The 16,772-nt window shown below is 69.8% G+C and carries 13 protein-coding genes; 3 read left to right on the top strand and 10 right to left on the bottom strand.

Annotated features, from left to right (window positions below; all coding sequences use genetic code 11):
- Positions 1 to 13: 13 nt before the first annotated feature.
- Complete coding sequence (aceA, locus tag ABB34_RS06075) at positions 14 to 1,309, bottom strand: isocitrate lyase (protein ID WP_057640357.1); 1,296 nt, start codon at positions 1,307 to 1,309, stop codon at positions 14 to 16.
- 192 nt (positions 1,310 to 1,501) lie between these two features.
- Positions 1,502 to 3,130 carry a malate synthase A gene (aceB, locus tag ABB34_RS06070; protein WP_057640356.1) on the bottom strand — a complete coding sequence of 543 codons (1,629 nt, stop codon included), beginning with the start codon at positions 3,128 to 3,130 and terminating at the stop codon, positions 1,502 to 1,504.
- 107 nt (positions 3,131 to 3,237) lie between these two features.
- On the opposite strand from aceB, the gene ABB34_RS06065 reads away from it, so the two are divergent.
- Positions 3,238 to 4,206, top strand: a complete 969-nt coding sequence (locus ABB34_RS06065) for a LysR family transcriptional regulator (RefSeq protein ID WP_057640355.1) — start codon at positions 3,238 to 3,240, stop codon at positions 4,204 to 4,206.
- A 144-nt stretch (positions 4,207 to 4,350) separates the two neighbouring features.
- Here ABB34_RS06065 and ABB34_RS06060 read toward each other — a convergent pair whose 3' ends face one another.
- The 6 genes from ABB34_RS06060 to arfB all read right to left on the bottom strand — a co-directional run bounded on the left by ABB34_RS06060 (position 4,351) and on the right by arfB (position 12,993).
- Positions 4,351 to 6,834, bottom strand: coding sequence for a putative bifunctional diguanylate cyclase/phosphodiesterase (locus tag ABB34_RS06060; protein WP_152979532.1), 2,484 nt, complete (start codon positions 6,832 to 6,834; stop codon positions 4,351 to 4,353).
- A 137-nt stretch (positions 6,835 to 6,971) separates the two neighbouring features.
- Positions 6,972 to 8,114 carry an FMN-dependent L-lactate dehydrogenase LldD gene (gene lldD, locus ABB34_RS06055; protein ID WP_057640353.1) on the bottom strand — a complete coding sequence of 381 codons (1,143 nt, stop codon included), beginning with the start codon at positions 8,112 to 8,114 and terminating at the stop codon, positions 6,972 to 6,974.
- A gap of 66 nt (positions 8,115 to 8,180) precedes the next feature.
- Positions 8,181 to 10,334, bottom strand: coding sequence for a peptidyl-dipeptidase Dcp (gene dcp / locus ABB34_RS06050; RefSeq protein WP_057640352.1), 2,154 nt, complete (start codon positions 10,332 to 10,334; stop codon positions 8,181 to 8,183).
- A 163-nt stretch (positions 10,335 to 10,497) separates the two neighbouring features.
- Entirely contained in the window at positions 10,498 to 11,937 is a 1,440-nt protein-coding gene (locus ABB34_RS06045; protein ID WP_057640351.1) for a cryptochrome/photolyase family protein, read from the bottom strand.
- Positions 11,938 to 11,940: 3 nt separating this feature from the next.
- Positions 11,941 to 12,558, bottom strand: a complete 618-nt coding sequence (locus ABB34_RS06040; protein ID WP_245625411.1) for a lysophospholipid acyltransferase family protein — start codon at positions 12,556 to 12,558, stop codon at positions 11,941 to 11,943.
- Positions 12,559 to 12,561: 3 nt separating this feature from the next.
- A complete protein-coding gene (gene arfB, locus ABB34_RS06035; protein ID WP_057640350.1) occupies positions 12,562 to 12,993 on the bottom strand; it encodes an alternative ribosome rescue aminoacyl-tRNA hydrolase ArfB in 432 nt (143 codons plus the stop codon).
- A gap of 110 nt (positions 12,994 to 13,103) precedes the next feature.
- Here arfB and ABB34_RS06030 point away from each other — a divergent pair, with 110 nt between their 5' ends.
- Together ABB34_RS06030 and ABB34_RS06025 are read left to right on the top strand one after the other, a co-directional pair.
- The gene (locus tag ABB34_RS06030; protein WP_057640349.1) at positions 13,104 to 13,493 is read left to right on the top strand and encodes an MAPEG family protein; all 390 of its coding nucleotides are present in this window, start codon (positions 13,104 to 13,106) and stop codon (positions 13,491 to 13,493) included.
- Positions 13,494 to 13,685: 192 nt separating this feature from the next.
- On the top strand, positions 13,686 to 14,222 hold the full coding sequence (locus ABB34_RS06025; protein ID WP_057640348.1) for an REP-associated tyrosine transposase: 537 nt from the start codon (positions 13,686 to 13,688) through the stop codon (positions 14,220 to 14,222).
- Between the two features lie 157 nt (positions 14,223 to 14,379).
- Here the strand turns inward: ABB34_RS06025 and ABB34_RS06020 are convergent, their stop codons facing one another.
- Both ABB34_RS06020 and ubiB read right to left on the bottom strand, forming a co-directional pair.
- A complete protein-coding gene (locus ABB34_RS06020) occupies positions 14,380 to 15,129 on the bottom strand; it encodes a pseudouridine synthase (protein ID WP_057640347.1) in 750 nt (249 codons plus the stop codon).
- Positions 15,114 to 16,772 (bottom strand): ubiquinone biosynthesis regulatory protein kinase UbiB, encoded by a 1,659-nt coding sequence (gene ubiB, locus ABB34_RS06015; protein ID WP_057640401.1) that lies wholly within the window; start codon positions 16,770 to 16,772, stop codon positions 15,114 to 15,116. The genes ABB34_RS06020 and ubiB overlap by 16 nt, the downstream gene beginning before the upstream one ends.

The raw sequence follows: 16,772 nt of genomic DNA, 5'->3' as shown, positions 1-16,772 counted from the left end.
CGCTACGGACCGGTCAGGCGGCCGCCCGGTCGCCGTGGAACTGCTCCTCCTCGGTGGAGCCGGTCAGCGCGGTGGTCGAGGACTGCCCCTGCTGGATCGCCTGGGTCACCGCGTCGAAGTAGCCGGTGCCGACCTCGCGCTGGTGCTTGACCGCGGTGAAACCCTTGTCGGCGGCGGCGAATTCGGCCTCCTGCAGCTCGACGAAGGCACTCATCTGCCGGCGCGCGTAGCCGTGGGCCAGGTTGAACATCGAGTAGTTCAGGGCGTGGAAGCCGGCCAGGGTGATGAACTGGAACTTGTAGCCGTAGCTGGCGATCTCCTTCTGGAACTTGGCAATCGTGGCGTCGTCCAGGTTCTTCTTCCAGTTGAAGCTCGGCGAGCAGTTGTAGGCCAGCAGCTTGCCCGGGTATTTGGCATGGATCGCCTCGGCAAACCTGCGTGCGAATTCCAGGTCCGGCTTGCCGGTCTCGCACCACACCAGGTCGGCGTAGGGCGCGTAGGCCAGGCCGCGGCTGATGGCCTGGTCCAGGCCGTTGCGGGTCTTGAAGAAGCCTTCGACGGTGCGCTCGCCGGTGGTGAACGGCTGGTCGTTGCCGTCGATGTCGCTGGTCAGCAGGTCGGCGGCCTCGGCGTCGGTGCGCGCCACCAGCAGGGTCGGCACGCCCAGCACGTCGGCGGCCAAGCGCGCGGCGTTCAACTTCTCGATCGCCTCGCGGGTCGGCACCAGCACCTTGCCGCCCATGTGCCCGCACTTCTTCACCGCCGCCAGCTGGTCCTCGAAGTGCACGCCGGCGGCGCCGGCCTCGATCATCGCCTTCATCAGCTCGAAGGCGTTGAGCACGCCGCCGAAGCCGGCCTCGGCGTCGGCCACGATGGGCTGCAGGAAGTCGATCTCGTCCTTGCCCTCGGCGTGGTGCAACTGGTCGGCGCGCAGCAGGGTGTTGTTGATGCGCTTGACCACCGCCGGCACCGAGTCGGCCGGGTACAGCGACTGGTCCGGATACATCTGCCCGGCCAGGTTGGCGTCGGCCGCCACCTGCCAGCCGGACAGGTAGATGGCGTTGAGGCCGGCCTTGACCTGCTGCATGGCCTGGTTGCCGGTCAGCGCGCCCAGCGCGTTGACGAAATCCTTCTCGTGCAGGTAGTTCCACAGCTTTTCCGCGCCGAGGCGGGCCAGCGAGTGCTCGACGTGCACGGTGCCGCGCAGGCGCACGACGTCGGCGGCGGTGTAGTTGCGGGTCACGCCCTTCCAGCGCGGGTTGGTGTCCCAGTCGTGCTGGATCTGTTCGGCGGTCGGCAGCTTGCTCATGGGGGTTCTCCAGTGGGATTGGGGTGGCGCGGGGTTTGTGTAGGAGCGCACCTTGGTGCGCGATGGGGCTTCTCTCGATTCCTGCACCGGGGAAGCGCGTAGATGCGGGGCTTGCCCCGCATGGCGCTTTCCCGGTAATGCCTCGTGCGGGGCAAGCCACGCACCTACGAGAGCGGTTTCACGAGGGCCGGGTCAGTCGATCTGCCGGTAGGCGGGCAGGGTCAGGAACTCGGCCAGTTCGTCGGCATGGCTGAGTTCGTCGAGCAGGGCGATGGCCTGCGCGATGCGGGTGCCGCCGGGCAGCGCCGAGGTGTCGCCGAGCCGGGCCGGCAGCGCGCGCAGGCTGGCGTCGAGCAGGGCGAAGTCGATGGCGGTGCCGTCGTCCAGGTGCTGGTTGCCGGCGTGCAGCCACTGCCACAGCTGGCTGCGGCTGATCTCGGCGGTGGCCGCGTCCTCCATCAGGTTGTGGATCGGCACGCAGCCGTTGCCGTCCAGCCATGCGGCCATGTAGCGCACGCACACCTCGACGTTGTTCTCGAAGCCGGCGCGGGTGATGGTGCCGGTGCAGGGGGCGATCAGGTCGTCGCGCGTCACCTGCACGTCGCGGCGCAGCACGTTGTGCTGGTTCGGCGCGGGCATGTGTTCGTCGAAGATCGCCCGCGCCACCGGGATCAGCGCCGGGTGCGCCACCCAGGTGCCGTCGTGGCCGGCGGTCACCTCGCGCAGCTTGTCCGCGCGCACCCGCGCCATCGCCTGTTCGTTGGCGGCGGCGTCGTGGTTGATCGGGATCTGCGCGGCCATGCCGCCCATCGCATGCGCGCCACGCTTGTGGCAGGTCTGGATCAGCAGTTCCGAATACGCCTTCAAAAACGGCTGGGTCATCGTCACCTGGCCACGCTCGGGCAGCACCTTGTCGCGGTGGCGGCGGAAGGTCTTCAGGTACGAAAAAATGTAGTCCCAGCGCCCGCAGTTCAGGCCGACGATGCGCTCCTTCAATGCGTGCAGGATCTCGTCCATCTCGAACACCGCCGGCAACGTCTCGATCAGCACCGTGACCTTGATCTGCCCGTGCGGCAAACCCAGCATGCCCTCGATGTGCGACAGCGCGGTTTCCCACAGCGCCGCCTCCTCCATCGACTGCAGCTTGGGCAGGTAGAAGTACGGGCCGCGCTGCTTGCGCATCAGCGCGCGGGCATTGTGGAAGGCGAACACCGCCGCGTCGAACAGGCCGCCGGCGATCGGCTGGCCGTCCACCCGCACGTGCTTCTCGTCCAGGTGCCAGCCGCGCGGGCGCACGATCAGCACCGCCTGCTCCTCGTAGGGGCGCAACGTGTAGTGCTTGCCATTGGGTGCGGTGTAATCCAGATCGCCGCGCACTGCCGCGGACAGCGCCTGCTGCCCGGCCAGCAGGTTGCGCCACGTGGGCGAGGTGGAATCCTCGAAGTCGGCCATGAACACCTTGGCGCCGGAGTTCAGCGCGTTGATGACCATCTTCGGGTCGGTCGGGCCGGTGATCTCGACGCGGCGGTCGGACAGCGCGGCCGGGATCGGCGCCACCTGCCAGTCACCTTCGCGGATGGCGGCGGTGTCGGCGCGGAAGTCCGGCAGCCCGCCGCCGTCGAAGAACGCCTGGCGCTGGCGGCGCGCGGCCAGTCGCGCCTGCCGCTCCGGCTCCACCGCCCGGTGCAGCGACACCAGCAGCGCCAGCACCCCGGCCGGCAGCAGCGCCGACTGGCCGGCGAGCCGCTCGGTCACGGTGATGCCCGGCGTCGGGCGGACGGCGTGGGCGGTGGCGGGAATGGCGGAGGCGACGGCGGACATGGCGGAACCCTGCGTTTGTCGGGGAGCTCCACCGTGCTGCGCAATCAATTATTCGACAATGCAGTTTTTGCAATGCGATATATAAATTGTGCTAATAGTGTCTCGCCATGCCTGCGAAGAAACCCGCAAACCCGCGTTTTTCCTACAAATCCGACCGACTCAAGCCGCTGCGCGCGTTCTGCCAGACGGTCCGGCTGGGTTCGGTTTCACGTGCGGCCGAGGCGCTTTTCGTCAGCCAGCCGGCGGTGAGCCTGCAGTTGCAGGCACTGGAGCGGGAGCTGGGGGTAGTGCTGTTCGAGCGCAGCGGGCGACGGCTGGTGCCCAGCCGCGAGGGCCAGCTGCTGTACGAGATGGCACAGCCGCTGGTGGAGAGCCTGGACGGGCTGGAAGCCGGCTTCCGCGACAAGGTGCGCGGGCTGGACGCGGGCGAGCTGACGATCGCCGCGAATTCCTCGACCATCCTCTACCTGCTGCCGAAGATCGTCGAGGATTTCCGCCGCCGCCACCCCGACGTGCGGCTGGCCCTGCACGACGCGATCAGCGCCGACGGCAACGAGCTGCTGCGCAGCGATGCCGCCGACCTCGCCGTCGGCTCGATGCTGGACGTGCCGGCCGACCTCAGCTACGCGCCGGTCTACGACTTCGAGCAGGTGCTGATCGCCCCCCACGGCCACCCGCTGGCCGACAAGCGCGAGTTGACGCTGGAAGATCTTTCGCCCTGGCCGCTGATCCTGCCGCCGAAGCGGCAGATCACCTGGCGGCTGGTGGACCTGGTGTTCCAGCGCCACCGCGTGCCCTACACCGTAGCGCTGGAAGTGGGCGGCTGGGAGGTCATCAAGCAGTACGTGGCGATGGGCATGGGCATCTCCATCGTCACCGCGCTGTGCCTGAACGACGGCGACCGCGAGCGGCTGGCGATCCGGCCGATGGCGCGCTATTTCCCCAAGCGCAGCTACGGGGTGACGGTACGCCGCGGCAAGGTGTTGTCACCGCAAGCGCGCGCCTTCATCGAGCTGATCCGCCCGGACCTGTTCGCCCCGCGCCAGTACGACGACACCGGGCATTCGGAGCGCTGAAGCCGCCAATGGACCCCGTGAGCCCGTGCCGGGCAAGCACGGCACCTACGGTGAATGCCGGCTTCCCGTAGATGCGGGGCTTGCCCCGCATGAAGCCTTCCCGGTGAAGCCGCCCGGCACCTGCGAAAGCATGCCGCAGCTGCCTCAGCAGCCGGCCAGCGCGTCGGCCGCCCATTCCGCCGCCGGGCGCGGGCGGCTGAAGACGTAGCCCTGCAGCAGCCGGCAGCCCAGCTCCTGCAGCAGTTCGATCTGCGCTTCGGTTTCCACGCCCTCGACCACCACGTCCAGCTCCAGGTCGCCGGCCATCGAGACGATGGCGCGCACGATCTTGCGGTCCGACGGGCTGTCGAGCAGGCGGCGCACGAAGGACTGGTCGATCTTGATCAGGTTGACCTGGTAGCTGGACAGGTAGCCCATCGAGGAATAGCCGGTGCCGAAGTCGTCGATGGCGATGCGCACGCCCTGCCCGCGTAGTTGTTCGAGCACGGCGGCCACGTGCTGCTGGTCGCCCAGCAGCATGTCCTCGGTCACTTCCAGCACCAGCCGCTGCGGCGGCATGCCGACCTCGGCCAGCACCTGCGCCAATTGCGCCGGGAAATCGCTGGCGTAGATGTCGCTGACCGACACGTTCACCGCCAGGTAGGGACTGCACGGGTTGCCGAGGTGCGGCAGGAAGGCCCGGCAGGCGCTGCGCAGGATGCAGCGGGTGAGCGCGCCGACGTGGCCGGTCTCGACCGCGGCGCGCACGAACTCCGGCGGCGGGATCCAGCCCAGCTCCGGGTGCCGCCAGCGCGCCAGCGCCTCGTAGCCGGCGACGCAGCCGCGCTGGATGTCGTGGATGGGCTGATAGTGCACCTCGATCTGGCCGTGCTCGATCGCCTCGGGCAGGCCGGCCTCGATCCGGAACTGGCGCGCGGCGCGCTCGTGGATGCCGCGGTCGAAGACCACCAGCCCCGCGCCGCGGTTGCGCTTGGCCTCGTACATGGCGGCGTCGGCCTCGCGCAGCAGGCTGCCGGGGACCAGCCCATGCAGCGGCGCGGAACTCAGGCCGAAGGCCGCGGTGATCGGGATGCGCCGGCCGTTGATCAGGAACGGCTGCTGGAACAGGGCATCGCACAGCGCGTGCAGCCGCTGCAGGTCGGCCGCGTCCGGCAGCCGGGCCATGATGACGAAGGCATCGCCGCTGAACCGCACCAGCGTTTCCCGCTCGCCGCAGCACTGCCGCAGGCGCCCGGCCACCGCCACCAGCACCTTGTCGCCGAAGGCATGGCCATAGGTGTCGTTGACCAACTTGAAGTGGTTCAGGCCGAGCATCACCAACGCCACCCGCTCGTCCTCGGCGGCGGCCTGCGGCAGCGCCTGCAGTCGCTCGGCCAGGCCGTTGCGGTTGCGCAGGCCGGTCAACTCGTCGTGCGTGGCCTGGTGGTGCAGCGCGCGCTGGCGCGCGGCCTGCATGCGGTTGCGCACCACCAGCCCGACCACCACCAGCAGCAGCATCAGCACCACCACGACGATGGCCAGCAGCTGCGCGCGGTATTCGCGGGCGAAGATCGACGGCGGGGCGTTGACCAGCGTGCTGCCGGCGGGAAGGGCGCGCATGTCCACGCCCAGCCGGCGCAGCTCCGCGGTGTCGAACAGCAGCGCCAGCGGCGTTTCGCGCACCAGCGGGATGCCGGCGGCGGCCTCACCGGCCAGCAGCCGCCGCGCCATCGCCGCCTGCTGGCGGCCGGTTTCCAGGCCACTGTTCATGTAGCCGCCGACCGCACCGTGGCCCACCGCCGTGTCCAGGTCGCTGTACACCGGCAACCCGGTGCGCGCGCGCAGCCAGGCCGGCACGAACTCCGGCTCCAGCGGCAGCTCGCCGGCGCGCACCGGCAGGCTGCCGAGGGCGAAGACCAGGGTGTCGCCGGGCAGCCGCGGCAGCCGTGGCGCCACCTGTTCCAGCCACGCGGTCCGCCAGTGCTCGGCCCCGGGGTGGCCGGGCAGCCGCGCCAGCGCCGCATCGACGGTGTCGCGCAGCGCCGCGCCGTTGTCGTCGTCGGGGGTGATGAACAGCAGCCGGCGCGTATGCGGGTGCAGCTTCAGCGCGATGTCGAGGGTGCGGGTGAGGTCGAAGCGTTCGAGGATGCCGGTGACGTTCGTGCGCGTGCCGATGATGGGTTCCGGCGCCGCGTTGAGGCCGCTGAACACCACCGGGGTGTCGCCGAACAGGGCCGCGTGCTGCATGACGAAGGCCAGCGCATCGTCGTCCACGGTGGCGACCAGGTCGAAGCGCTGGCCGGCGTACTTCCCGCCGAGGTAGTCGGTCAGGCGCTGGCGCTGCGCGGCATCGGGATGGCGCTTGGCGTCCATCCATTCGACATGGAACACCGGTCGCTCGCCGGCACCGCCCCACTCGCGCAGGCCGTCGAGGATGCGCTCCTCCCAGCTGAAGCCGGGGTGGTAGGACAGCAACACCAGCACCTGCGGCCGCGCGGACTCCGCGGCCGGCGGGGCCGCCGCGGCCGCCGTGGCGAACCCGCACGCGCACGCCAGCCACAGGCAGGTGAGCCAGCGCCATGCGCGTGGTTTCAGCACCGGCAACGGGCTGGACGGCGGCGATGGCGTGGGCGATGGGTCAAGGCGCACGGAGCATCCTGCAATCGGACTGGACCGGGGGAGAGCATAAGCCCTGCCTACGACCACGACATGGCCCTGAGGTACTGCTTGGCGGCCTGCCTTCGATCCGCCATCCGGCGTCGTCGGTCCGCGGCCGCCAACCTGTTTCAGCCGGGAATCCGCGCCAGCGAATCGCGGCCGATGTCGGCGATACGGCGCGCGCCGGTCAGGGTCATCGCCACGCGCATTTCCGCCGCCATCAGGTCGAGCAGGTGGGCGACGCCGCGTTCGCCCTGCGCAGCCAGCGCATAGACGAAGGCGCGGCCAAGCAGCACCGTGTCGGCGCCGAGGGCCAGCATGCGCACCACGTCCAGGCCGCTGCGGACGCCCGAGTCGGCGAGGATCTTCAATTCGCCCCGCACCGCATCGGCGATGGCCGGCAGCGCCCGCGCGGTGGACGGCACGCCGTCGAGCTGGCGCCCGCCGTGGTTGGACACCACGATGCCGTCGGCGCCGAAGCGCACCGCGTCGCGCGCGTCCTCCGGATCGAGGATGCCCTTGATGAGCATCGGCCCCTTCCAGAACGCGCGGATCCATTCCAGGTCCTTCCACGAGATCGACGGGTCGAAGTTGCCCGCCAGCCAGCCGATGTAGTCCTCCAGCCCGGTCGGGTCGCCGCGGTAGGCGGAGATGTTGCCCAGGTCGTGCGGACGGCCGCGCAGGCCGACGTCGAACGCCCAACGCGGATGGGTCGCGGCCTGCAGGTAGCGGCGCAGCGCCGCGTGCGGGCCGCTCATGCCCGAGTGCGCATCGCGGTAGCGCGCGCCCGGCACCGGCATGTCCACGGTGAACACCAGCGTGGCCACGCCCGCGGCCTGCGCGCGCTCCAGCACGTTGCGCATGAAGCCGCGGTCGCGCAGCACGTACAGCTGGAACCACATCGGCCGCTTGATCGCCGGCGCCACTTCCTCGATCGGGCACACCGACACCGTGGACAGGGTGAACGGCACGCCGCGGCTGTCGGCCGCACGCGCGGCCTGCACCTCGCCACGGCGCGCGTACATACCGGTCAGGCCGACCGGCGCCAGCGCCACCGGCATCGCCAGCGTTTCGCCGAACAACCGGGTTTCCAGGCTCAACTCGGCCATGTCGCGCAGCACGCGCTGGCGCAGCGCGACGTCGGCCAGGTCGGCGACATTGCGCCGCAGCGTGTGCTCGGCATAGGCGCCGCCGTCGATGTAGTGGAACAGGAACGGCGGCAACCGGCGGCGCGCAGCGGCACGGTAATCGGTGGAGGCGGAGATGATCATGGCCCAGCCGTGGAATGGCCGATGCGGAACGGGAGGGTCGCCCCTCCCGTTCCCGCGGCGCGGCGCTTACTTCAGCCCGCGGTTCTTCAACAGCGCTTCCACGCTCGGGTCCTTGCCGCGGAACTCGCGGTAGGCGGTGGCCAGGTCGCGGGTGTTGCCGATGGACAGGATCTTGTCGCGGAACACCTGCCCGTTCTCGCGGGTCAGGCCGCCGTTCTCCTCGAACCACTCGAAGGCGTCGTCGTCGATCATCTCCGCCCAGAAGTAGGCGTAGTAGCCGGCCGAATAGCCGCCACCCCAGATATGGTCGAAGTAGCTGCTGCGGTAGCGCGGCGGCACCTGCGGCAGGTCGACCTTGAAGCGCTTGAGCGCGGCGGCCTCGAAGGCGTCCACATCCTGCAACGGCGCGTCGGCGCCCTGCGTGTGCCAGGCCAGGTCGAGCAGCGCCGCCGACAGGTATTCGGTGGTGGCGTAGCCCTGGTTGAAGGTGCGGGCCTTGGCGATCTTGTCCACCAGCGCCTGCGGCATCGCCTCGCCGCTCTGGTAGTGCCTGGCGTAGTTGGCGAACACCTTCGGGTCCGAGGCCCAATGCTCGTTGAACTGCGATGGGAACTCGACGAAATCACGCGGTACGCCGGTGCCGGCCACGCTCGGGTACTTCGTGTTCGAGAACATGCCATGCAGGGCGTGGCCGAACTCGTGGAACATGGTGGTCACGTCGTCCCAGCTCAGCAGCGCCGGCTGCCCGGCGGCGGGCTTGGTGAAATTGCACACGTTGTAGACCACCGGCTTGGTGCCGGTCAGGCCGTCCTGTTCGACGAACACGTCCATCCATGCGCCGCCGCTCTTGCTGTCGCGCTTGTAGTAGTCGGCGTAGAACAGCGCCAGCGGCTGGCCGTCGGCGTCGCTGACCTCGAACACGCGCACGTCCGGGTGGTACACCGGGATGTCCTTGCGCTCCTTGAAGGTGATGCCGTAGAGCTGGTTGGCGGCGAAGAAAACGCCGTTCTGCAGCACGTTGTCCAGCTCGAAGTACGGCTTGATCTGCGATTCGTCGAGGTCGTACTTGGCCTTGCGCACCTGCTCGGCGTAGAAGTCCCAGTCCGAGGCGGTGGCCTTGAAGCCACCGTTCTGGGCGTCGACCACCTTCTGGATCTCGGCCAGCTCGCCGCGCGCCTTGGCGGTCGCCGCCGGCACCGTGTCGGTCAGCAGCTTCAGCGCGTTGGCCGGGGTCTGCGCCATCTGGTCGCCGAGGTTGTAGGCGGCGTAGTTCGGGAAGCCGAGCAGCTTGGCCTTGGCCGCGCGCAGTTGCGCCAGGCGCTGGATGATCTTGCGGGTGTCGTTGGCGTCGCCCTGCTCGGTGCGGGTTTCCGAGGCTTCCAGCACTTTCGCGCGCAGGTCACGATCCTGCAGCGACATCAGCACCGGCTGCTGGGTGGTGTTCTGCAGCGCCAGCACCCACTTGCCGTCGAGCTTGCGGCCCTTGGCGTCTTCCTCGGCCGAGGCGACGTCGCCATCGCTCAGGCCGGCCAGTCGCGCCTTGTCATCGACCACCACCGCGCCGGCGGCGGTGGCCGCGACCAGCTTGTTGTGGAAGTCGTTGGCGAGGGTGGCTTCCTCGGCGTTGTACTGCTTCAGCGTTTCCTTGTCGGTGTCGCCGAGCTGGGCACCGGCCTTGACGAAGCCCTTGTAGGTTTCCTCGACCACGCGCAGCTGCTCGGCGTCCAGCCCGGCCTCGGCGCGGCCGTCGTACACCGCCTTCACCCGCTCGAACAGCTTGGCGTCGAGGTGGATCGCGTCGCCGTGCGCGGCCAGCTTCGGGATCACCTCTTCCTGGATCTTCTGCCGCTCCGGGTTGGTGTCGGCCTGCACCACGCTGAAGAACACGCGGCTGGTGCGGTCGAGGATGGCACCGGACTTCTCCAGCGGCAGCAGGGTGTTGTCGAAGGTAGCCGGCGCGGTGTCGTCGGTGATCCGCTTGATCTCGGCCAGCTGCTGGCGCATGCCTTCCTCGAAGGCCGGCAGGTAGTCGCCGTCCTTGATCTTGTCGAAGGCCGGTGCCTGGAACGGCAGCGTGCTGGCGGCCATGAACGGGTTGGTCGAGGCCTCGGCCGGCTGCCCGGCGGTGCTGTCGGTATTCACGGGTGCGTTGGACTCCTTGCCGGAACAGGCCGCCAGCGCAAGGCTGATGGCAGCGGCCAGAATGACGGTGCGCGACATGGAACGTGCTCCTGCGTAGTGTGCGGTGAAACCGCAAACCCTACTCCTTCGCGCCATGGCTGGCATGTGCCGATGGTGGCGGCAATGCTGCCCCGGCAGGAGCGCACCTTGGTGCGCGATGGGGCATTCCCGGTAGAGCCCCATCGCGCACCAAGGTGCGCTCCTACCGCTGCACCGCGCCGCGGCGCAGGCTGGCGAAGGCGTCCAGCGCATCGGCGCGGCCGGCGGCCAGGTCCACCTGCGGCCGTGGCGGATACCCCGGCGCCAGCCGCCGCGCCGGTTCCGGGTGCTCCCACGGCGCGAAGCACGCCGGTGGCGGCAGACCCGCCAGTTCCGGCACCCAGCGCGCGATGTAGGCCCCATCCGGGTCGAAGCGGCGCGCCTGGGTGGCCGGGTTGAACACGCGGAAGTACGGCGCCGCGTCGGCGCCGGTACCCGCGCTCCATTGCCAGCCCTGGGTGTTGTTGGCCAGGTCGGCGTCCACCAGCGTGTCCCAGAACCAGCGCGCGCCATGCCGCCAATGCTGGCGCAGGTGCTTGGTCAGCCAACTGGCCACCAGCATGCGCACGCGGTTGTGCATCCAGCCGGTGTGCCACAGCTCGCGCATGCCGGCATCGACGATCGGCACGCCGGTGCGGCCATGTCGCCATGCTTCCAGCAGCGCTTCGTCCGGAGCCGCCCAAGGGAAATCGTCGAAGCGCGGGTCGAGGTTGCGGTCGGGCGTTTGCGGGTAGTGGTGCAGCACGTGGTGGGCGAACTCGCGCCAGCCCAGTTCGGCGAGGAAGCGGTCGCGGTCGGCCTCGCCGATGGCGTCGCCCATGGCCAGCACTTCGGCCACCACGCGCCGCACCGACACTTCGCCGAAATGCAGGTGCGGCGACAGCCGCGAGGTGCCGGCCTCGGCGGCGAAATCGCGGGCCTGCGCGTAGCCGTGCAGTGCGTCGTCGATGAACCGCCGCAGCGCCGCGCGCGCGCCTTGCTCGCCGGGTGTGAAGCGCTGCCAGAAGCCGGCGTCCCATGCCGGGGCCGGGGTGGGCATCAGTTCGTCCAGTCGCTCGCCGGCGGGCAGGTCTGCATGTGCCAACGATGGCAACCGTGCCGGCGCATCCCACGTCGCCGGCACCCGCCATGCCGCGCGCGCGGATTTCCAGAACGGCGTGAACACCCGGTACGGGTCGCCCTGCCGGGTCGCCAGTTCCCACGGCTCGAACAGCAACGCGCCGTTGAAGCTTTCCGCATGCAGGCCGATCTGGCGCAGGTCGCGCTTGATCCGCGCGTCACGCTGCTCGACGGCCGGCTCGTAGCGCCGCGTCCACAGCACCGCTTCGGCACCGGTGCGCGCGGCCAATGCCTGCAGGGCATCGAGCGTGGGCCCGCGCAGCAGCAACAGGCGCGAGCCGCGGCGTTCCAGTTCGCTGGCCAATGCCGCCAGCGAGCGCCGGCGCCATGCGTGCGACGCGGCGCCGGGCGCCCATGCGCCCTCTTCTTCCGGCGCATGGATGTAGACCGGCAGCGGCGACAGGCCGCGTTGCAGCGCCGCGCGCAGGGCCGGCTGGTCGTCCAGGCGCAGGTCGTCGCGCAGCCAGACCAGCGCGATGCCCATCGTTCAACCCGTGCCGCGGTTGCGGCCCCGCCACGGCCGGTACCACTGGCGGATGGCGGCCATGTCGGCGGCATCGTCGCCGCTGGTACGGAACGGCGGGCCGAAGCCGATGGTCTTTTCCGGGTAGTGGAAATAGGCCGGCACGATCGGCACCTGCGCCATCCGCGCGATACGGATGAAGCCGGTCTTCCAGTCCTTCACCGGCTTGCGCGTGCCTTCCGGCGCCAGCGCGAACCAGATGCGCTCGTTGTCCCGGATCATCGCCACCGCCTGCCCCACCGTGCCCTGCGGCGAGCTGCGGTCCAGCGGCACCACGCCGAAGCTGCGCAGCACCGCGCCCAGCGGCCACCAGAACAGCTTGTCCTTGCCGAGGATGCGCGCCTCCACGCCCAGCGCCAGCTTGGCCGCCAACCCCCAGATGCCGTCCCAGTTGGACGAGTGCGGCGCGGCGATCACCACCGCCTTGCGCAGGTCGGGCAGCGGCCCGGCCACGCGCCAGCCGCCCAGGCGCAGCACGTTGCGCCCGAGCCAGCGGCCGAACGCGGTGGAGCGGCCGCGCGGCACGCTCGGCGGGACCGGTGGCACCAGCGGCGGGCTGCGGTGCGATGGGGCGTTGTCCAAGCGCTACTCCCAGTTGCGTTGCGAACGGCCGCGCTTGATCTGCGCGCGCCCCTTTTTCTCGTCCAGCCGGCGCAGCCTGGAGCCGTAGGTCGGCTTGGTCGCCACCCGCGCCTTCGGCACCGCCAACCCGGCGCGGATGAACGCGACCAGCCGCTCGCGCGCATCGGCGCGGTTGCGCTCCTGCGTGCGGAAGCGCTGCGCGTCGATCACCAGCACCCCCGCGTCGGTCAGGCGCCGGTCGCGCCGTGCCAGCAGCCGCGCGCGCAGGGCATCCGGCAGCGACGGCGAGCCGGCCACGTCGAAGCGCAGCTCGACCGCGCTGGATACCTTGTTGACGTTCTGCCCGCCGGCACCGCTGGCGCGCACGAAGCGCTCGACGATCTCCGTTTCCGGAATCGCCAGCGTGGCATCGACGATGAGTTGCGGGGTGGTCATCGCCGCCGATTGTATCGGGCGCGTCGTCGCCTCGTACCGGGTATGGCCGGTGCGCGACGCCGGGCGGCGCTTCGGCTAGGCTGGCCACTTCCCTTGCGAAGGAGCTGGCCATGTCGATCGCCTACTGGTGCGTGCTGGTTGCCGCGGTGCTGCCTTATCTCTGGGCGGTGGTCGCCAAGGCGGCCCGGCCCGGCTACAACAACCGCAACCCACGTGCATGGGCTGCCAAAAGCAATGACTACCTGGTGCAGCGCGCCCATGCCGCGCACCTGAACGCCTTCGAGGCGTTCGCGCCGTTCGCCGCCGGCGTGGTGCTGGCGCAACTGGCCGGGGTGGACGCGCAGACGGTCAACGGGCTGGCCCTCGCCTTCGTCGCCTTCCGCGTCCTGCACGGCCTGTTCTACGTCGCCGACAAGCCGCCGCTGCGCAGCCTGGCGTGGCTGGGCGGCATCGCCTGCGCGCTGGCGCTGATCGTGCTGGCCGCGCTGCGGGCCGGCTGAAATCTATTCGTAGGTCGAGGCTACGCCCCCGACAGCACCCTGCCGGACAGGGTTCCCGAATACCGGCCGAACAGCCCGCCGGGGTCGTAGCCCCGGCCTACGACTCCGGCATGGCGTGCCTCTTCGCAAAGTCGCCGAATACCCGAGGGTATCCAACGGCATCCGCCGATACCCGGCAGTCCATATCCGGCAATGGCGCGCGTCGAACAACGCATCGACGCTGCCTCCATGCCACGCTATCGCCGCCACTTCATGGAAGGCCAGACGGTTTTCCTGACCTTGGCCACCGCCGGGCGCAGGCCATGGCTGGCAATCCACAACGCCCGCGACATCGTGCTCGATGCATTGCGCCAGACCCGCGGCCATCATCCGTTCACCCACAAGGGCCATGTCCTGCTCGACGACCACCTGCACCTGTTGCTCGCCCCACGCGTCGGCGTGGCGATTCCCGGTCTGGTGGGCAGTTTCAAGCGCGCGGCAATGGCCCGGCTTTCCGCCGAAACCGGGCGACGGCTGTGGCAACCCCGCTACTACGACCACATCATCCGTGACGACGCTGATTTCGCCCGTCATCTGGACTACCTGCATTTCAATCCGGTCAAGCATGGACTGGTCGAGGATGCGATGGATTGGCGGTGGTCAAGCGTGCACGCATGGAAGGCACGCGGCATCTACCCGGAAGGTCGGGGGAAACGTGAGCCGGAACGAATCCGGTGCATGACGGAGTAGCCTGTGCGCCGGGGGCGTAGCCCCGGCCTACGCCATGCCGGACATGGTTTCACGGCTGCCAGCCAGGGTAGGTCGGCCCTACGTGGCCGACGCGGGGACGCGGGGACGCGGGCAACCTTCGACGTGGGGAGCGTCGGAGGCATGGCCCCCTGAAGCCCTACGGCGCTTCGTTCCAGCCCAGCAGCTGGAACGCCTTGCGGAACTCCGCATCCAGCGGCGCGACCACTTCGATGCGGCGGCCATCCTGCGGATGCGGGAACGCCAGCCGCTGCGCGTGCAGCAACATGCGGTGCACGCCGTGCATGCGGAACGTGCGGTTGTGGCGGCCGTCGCCGTGGCTGGTGTCGCCGATCAGGTGATGGAACGCATGCTTCAAATGCCGCCGGATCTGGCGGAAGCGGCCGGTCTGCGGCCGGCAGCGCAGCAGCGCGTAGCGCGAGGTTTCAAAGCCGTTCGAGGGCACCGGCAATTCGCCGGTCGACAACCGCTGGAAATGGGTGATGGCCTGTTTCTTCACCGGCTTGCCGGGGCCGCCGTCGAGATCATGATCGACGGTGAAGGCTTCTTCCGCCGGCCAGCCACGGCAGATGGCCAGATAGTCCTTTTCCACTTCGCCGCCCATCAGCGTCTTGCCCAGCGCGCTGGCGGTGTCGCGGTCGAAGGCCAGCAGCAGGCAGCCGCTGGTGGCGCGGTCGAGGCGGTGCACGAGGAAGATCGGCCGGCCCAGCTGCTCGCGCAGGCGGTCGGCGAGGAAATCGTCCTCGCCACGGGCCAGCTTGCTGTCGTGGACCATCAGCCCGGCGGGCTTGTCCACTACCGCCAGCCACGGGTCCTGGTACAGCAGCGGCAGCGGTTCGGAGACGACGTCCGCCACGACGTCCGTGGCTTCACTCACCGGCGCAGCCACGCCGAGGCCAGCGCCAGCATGCCCACGCCACCGCAGATCCACGACCAGAGCGGCATCGACGCCAGTTGCGGACCGCTGGCGTGCAGGCCGTGCAGCAATGCGGCGACCACCAGCAGCCCGGCGCCGCCCACCGCGGTGACCACGCGCCGTTGCAGGCGCTTGAGCGTGGTGTCGAGGTTGACGATGTCCTGCGAGCGCATCGCCAGTTCGTGCTTGCCCTGCACCTGCTGGCTCAGCCAGCTGTGCAGCAGCGCCGGCATGTCCGGCGCCTGGGTCATGATTTCCGGCAGGCGCTTGCCCAGCTCCTTCAGCGCGCGGCGCGGGCTGTAGCGCTCGCGCAGGATGCGTTCGAGCACCGGCTTGGCCACCGCCCAGATGTCCAGCTGCGGGTCGAGCTGGCGACCGACGCCCTCGATGTTGAGCAGCGTCTTCTGCAGCAGGATCAACTGCGGCTGCAGGGTGAGCTGGTAGCGCTGCGCGGTGCGGAACAGCTTGACCAGCACCTCGGCCAGCGAGATCTGCGACAGCGGCCGGGTGAAGTACGGCTCGCACACCGCGCGCACTGCCGCCTCCAGCTCGTCGATGCGCACCGTGGCCGGCATCCACTGCGCCTGCAGGTGCAGTTCGGCGATGCGCCGGTAGTCACGGTTGAAGATGGCCATGAAGTTCTCGGCCAGGTAGAACTGGTCCTGTTCCGAGAGCTGGCCCATGATGCCGAAATCCAGCGCGATGAAGCGCGGGTTGTCGCGCCGCGCCGAGTCGGTATCGACCCAGATGTTGCCGGCGTGGGCATCGGCATGGAAGAAGTTGTCGCGGAACACCTGCGTGTAGAACACGCGCACGCCCTTAGCCGCCAGCGCCTTGCGGTCGATGCCGGCCGCGTCCAGCGCGGCGACGTCGTCCGACGGGATGCCCCACACCCGTTCCAGGGTCAGCGCGCGCTCGGCGGTGTGGGTCCAGATCACCTCCGGCACGTACAGGTCGTCCGAATCCAGCCAGAAGCGGCGCAGCACGCTGGCGTTGGCGCCCTCGCGCTGCAGGTCCAGCTCGGCGGCCAGCGTGGTCTCGATCTCGGCGACCACCTCGCGCGGGCGGATCTTGTCGGCGCGCGGGTGGGTGCGCTCGACCAGCGCGGCCAGCGACTTGAGCAGGGCGATGTCGCCGGCGATCTGCTTCTCGATGTCCGGGCGCAGCACCTTGACCACCACCTGCCGGCCGCCGGGCAGCGTGGCCTCGTGCACCTGCGCGATCGAAGCCGAGGCCAGCGGCGTGGTGTCGAAGCTGGCGAACGCCTCGGTGATCGGCAGGCCCAGCGCCTGTTCGACAATCTGCAGCGCGCGTTCGCCGTCGAACGGCTGCACGCGGTCCTGCAGCAGGGTCAGCTCGGCGGCGACGTCCGGCGGCACCAGGTCGCGGCGGGTCGAGAGGATCTGCCCGAACTTGACGAAGATCGGCCCCAGCTCCTGCAGCGCCAGCCGCAGCCGCGCGCCGCGTGACAGGCTGGCGATGTCGCCGCGCGCGCGCGGCACGAACGGCTTGGCCAGCCGCAGCCAGCGCTCGACCGGGGTGCCGTCGAGCAGCGCGTCGAGCCGGTAGCGCAGGATCACCCGGCCGATGCGGTTGGCGCGGAACATCGCGCGCAC

This window comes from Stenotrophomonas daejeonensis (assembly GCF_001431505.1).
Lineage (GTDB): Bacteria > Pseudomonadota > Gammaproteobacteria > Xanthomonadales > Xanthomonadaceae > Stenotrophomonas > Stenotrophomonas daejeonensis.
This window is presented reverse-complemented; position numbering and strand designations above follow the sequence as displayed.

What these genes read in the sequence shown, in the direction of transcription:
- arfB (WP_057640350.1), bottom strand. Translation starts at nt 12,993, where the DNA reads ATGACCACCCCGCAACTCATCGTCGATGCCACGCTGGCGATTCCGGAA.
- lldD (WP_057640353.1), bottom strand. Translation starts at nt 8,114, where the DNA reads ATGATCATCTCCGCCTCCACCGATTACCGTGCCGCTGCGCGCCGCCGG.
- aceB (WP_057640356.1), bottom strand. Translation starts at nt 3,130, where the DNA reads ATGTCCGCCGTCGCCTCCGCCATTCCCGCCACCGCCCACGCCGTCCGC.
- aceA (WP_057640357.1), bottom strand. Translation starts at nt 1,309, where the DNA reads ATGAGCAAGCTGCCGACCGCCGAACAGATCCAGCACGACTGGGACACC.
- ABB34_RS06045 (WP_057640351.1), bottom strand. Translation starts at nt 11,937, where the DNA reads ATGGGCATCGCGCTGGTCTGGCTGCGCGACGACCTGCGCCTGGACGAC.
- dcp (WP_057640352.1), bottom strand. Translation starts at nt 10,334, where the DNA reads ATGTCGCGCACCGTCATTCTGGCCGCTGCCATCAGCCTTGCGCTGGCG.
- ABB34_RS06025 (WP_057640348.1), top strand. Translation starts at nt 13,686, where the DNA reads ATGGCGCGCGTCGAACAACGCATCGACGCTGCCTCCATGCCACGCTAT.
- ABB34_RS06030 (WP_057640349.1), top strand. Translation starts at nt 13,104, where the DNA reads ATGTCGATCGCCTACTGGTGCGTGCTGGTTGCCGCGGTGCTGCCTTAT.
- ABB34_RS06065 (WP_057640355.1), top strand. Translation starts at nt 3,238, where the DNA reads ATGCCTGCGAAGAAACCCGCAAACCCGCGTTTTTCCTACAAATCCGAC.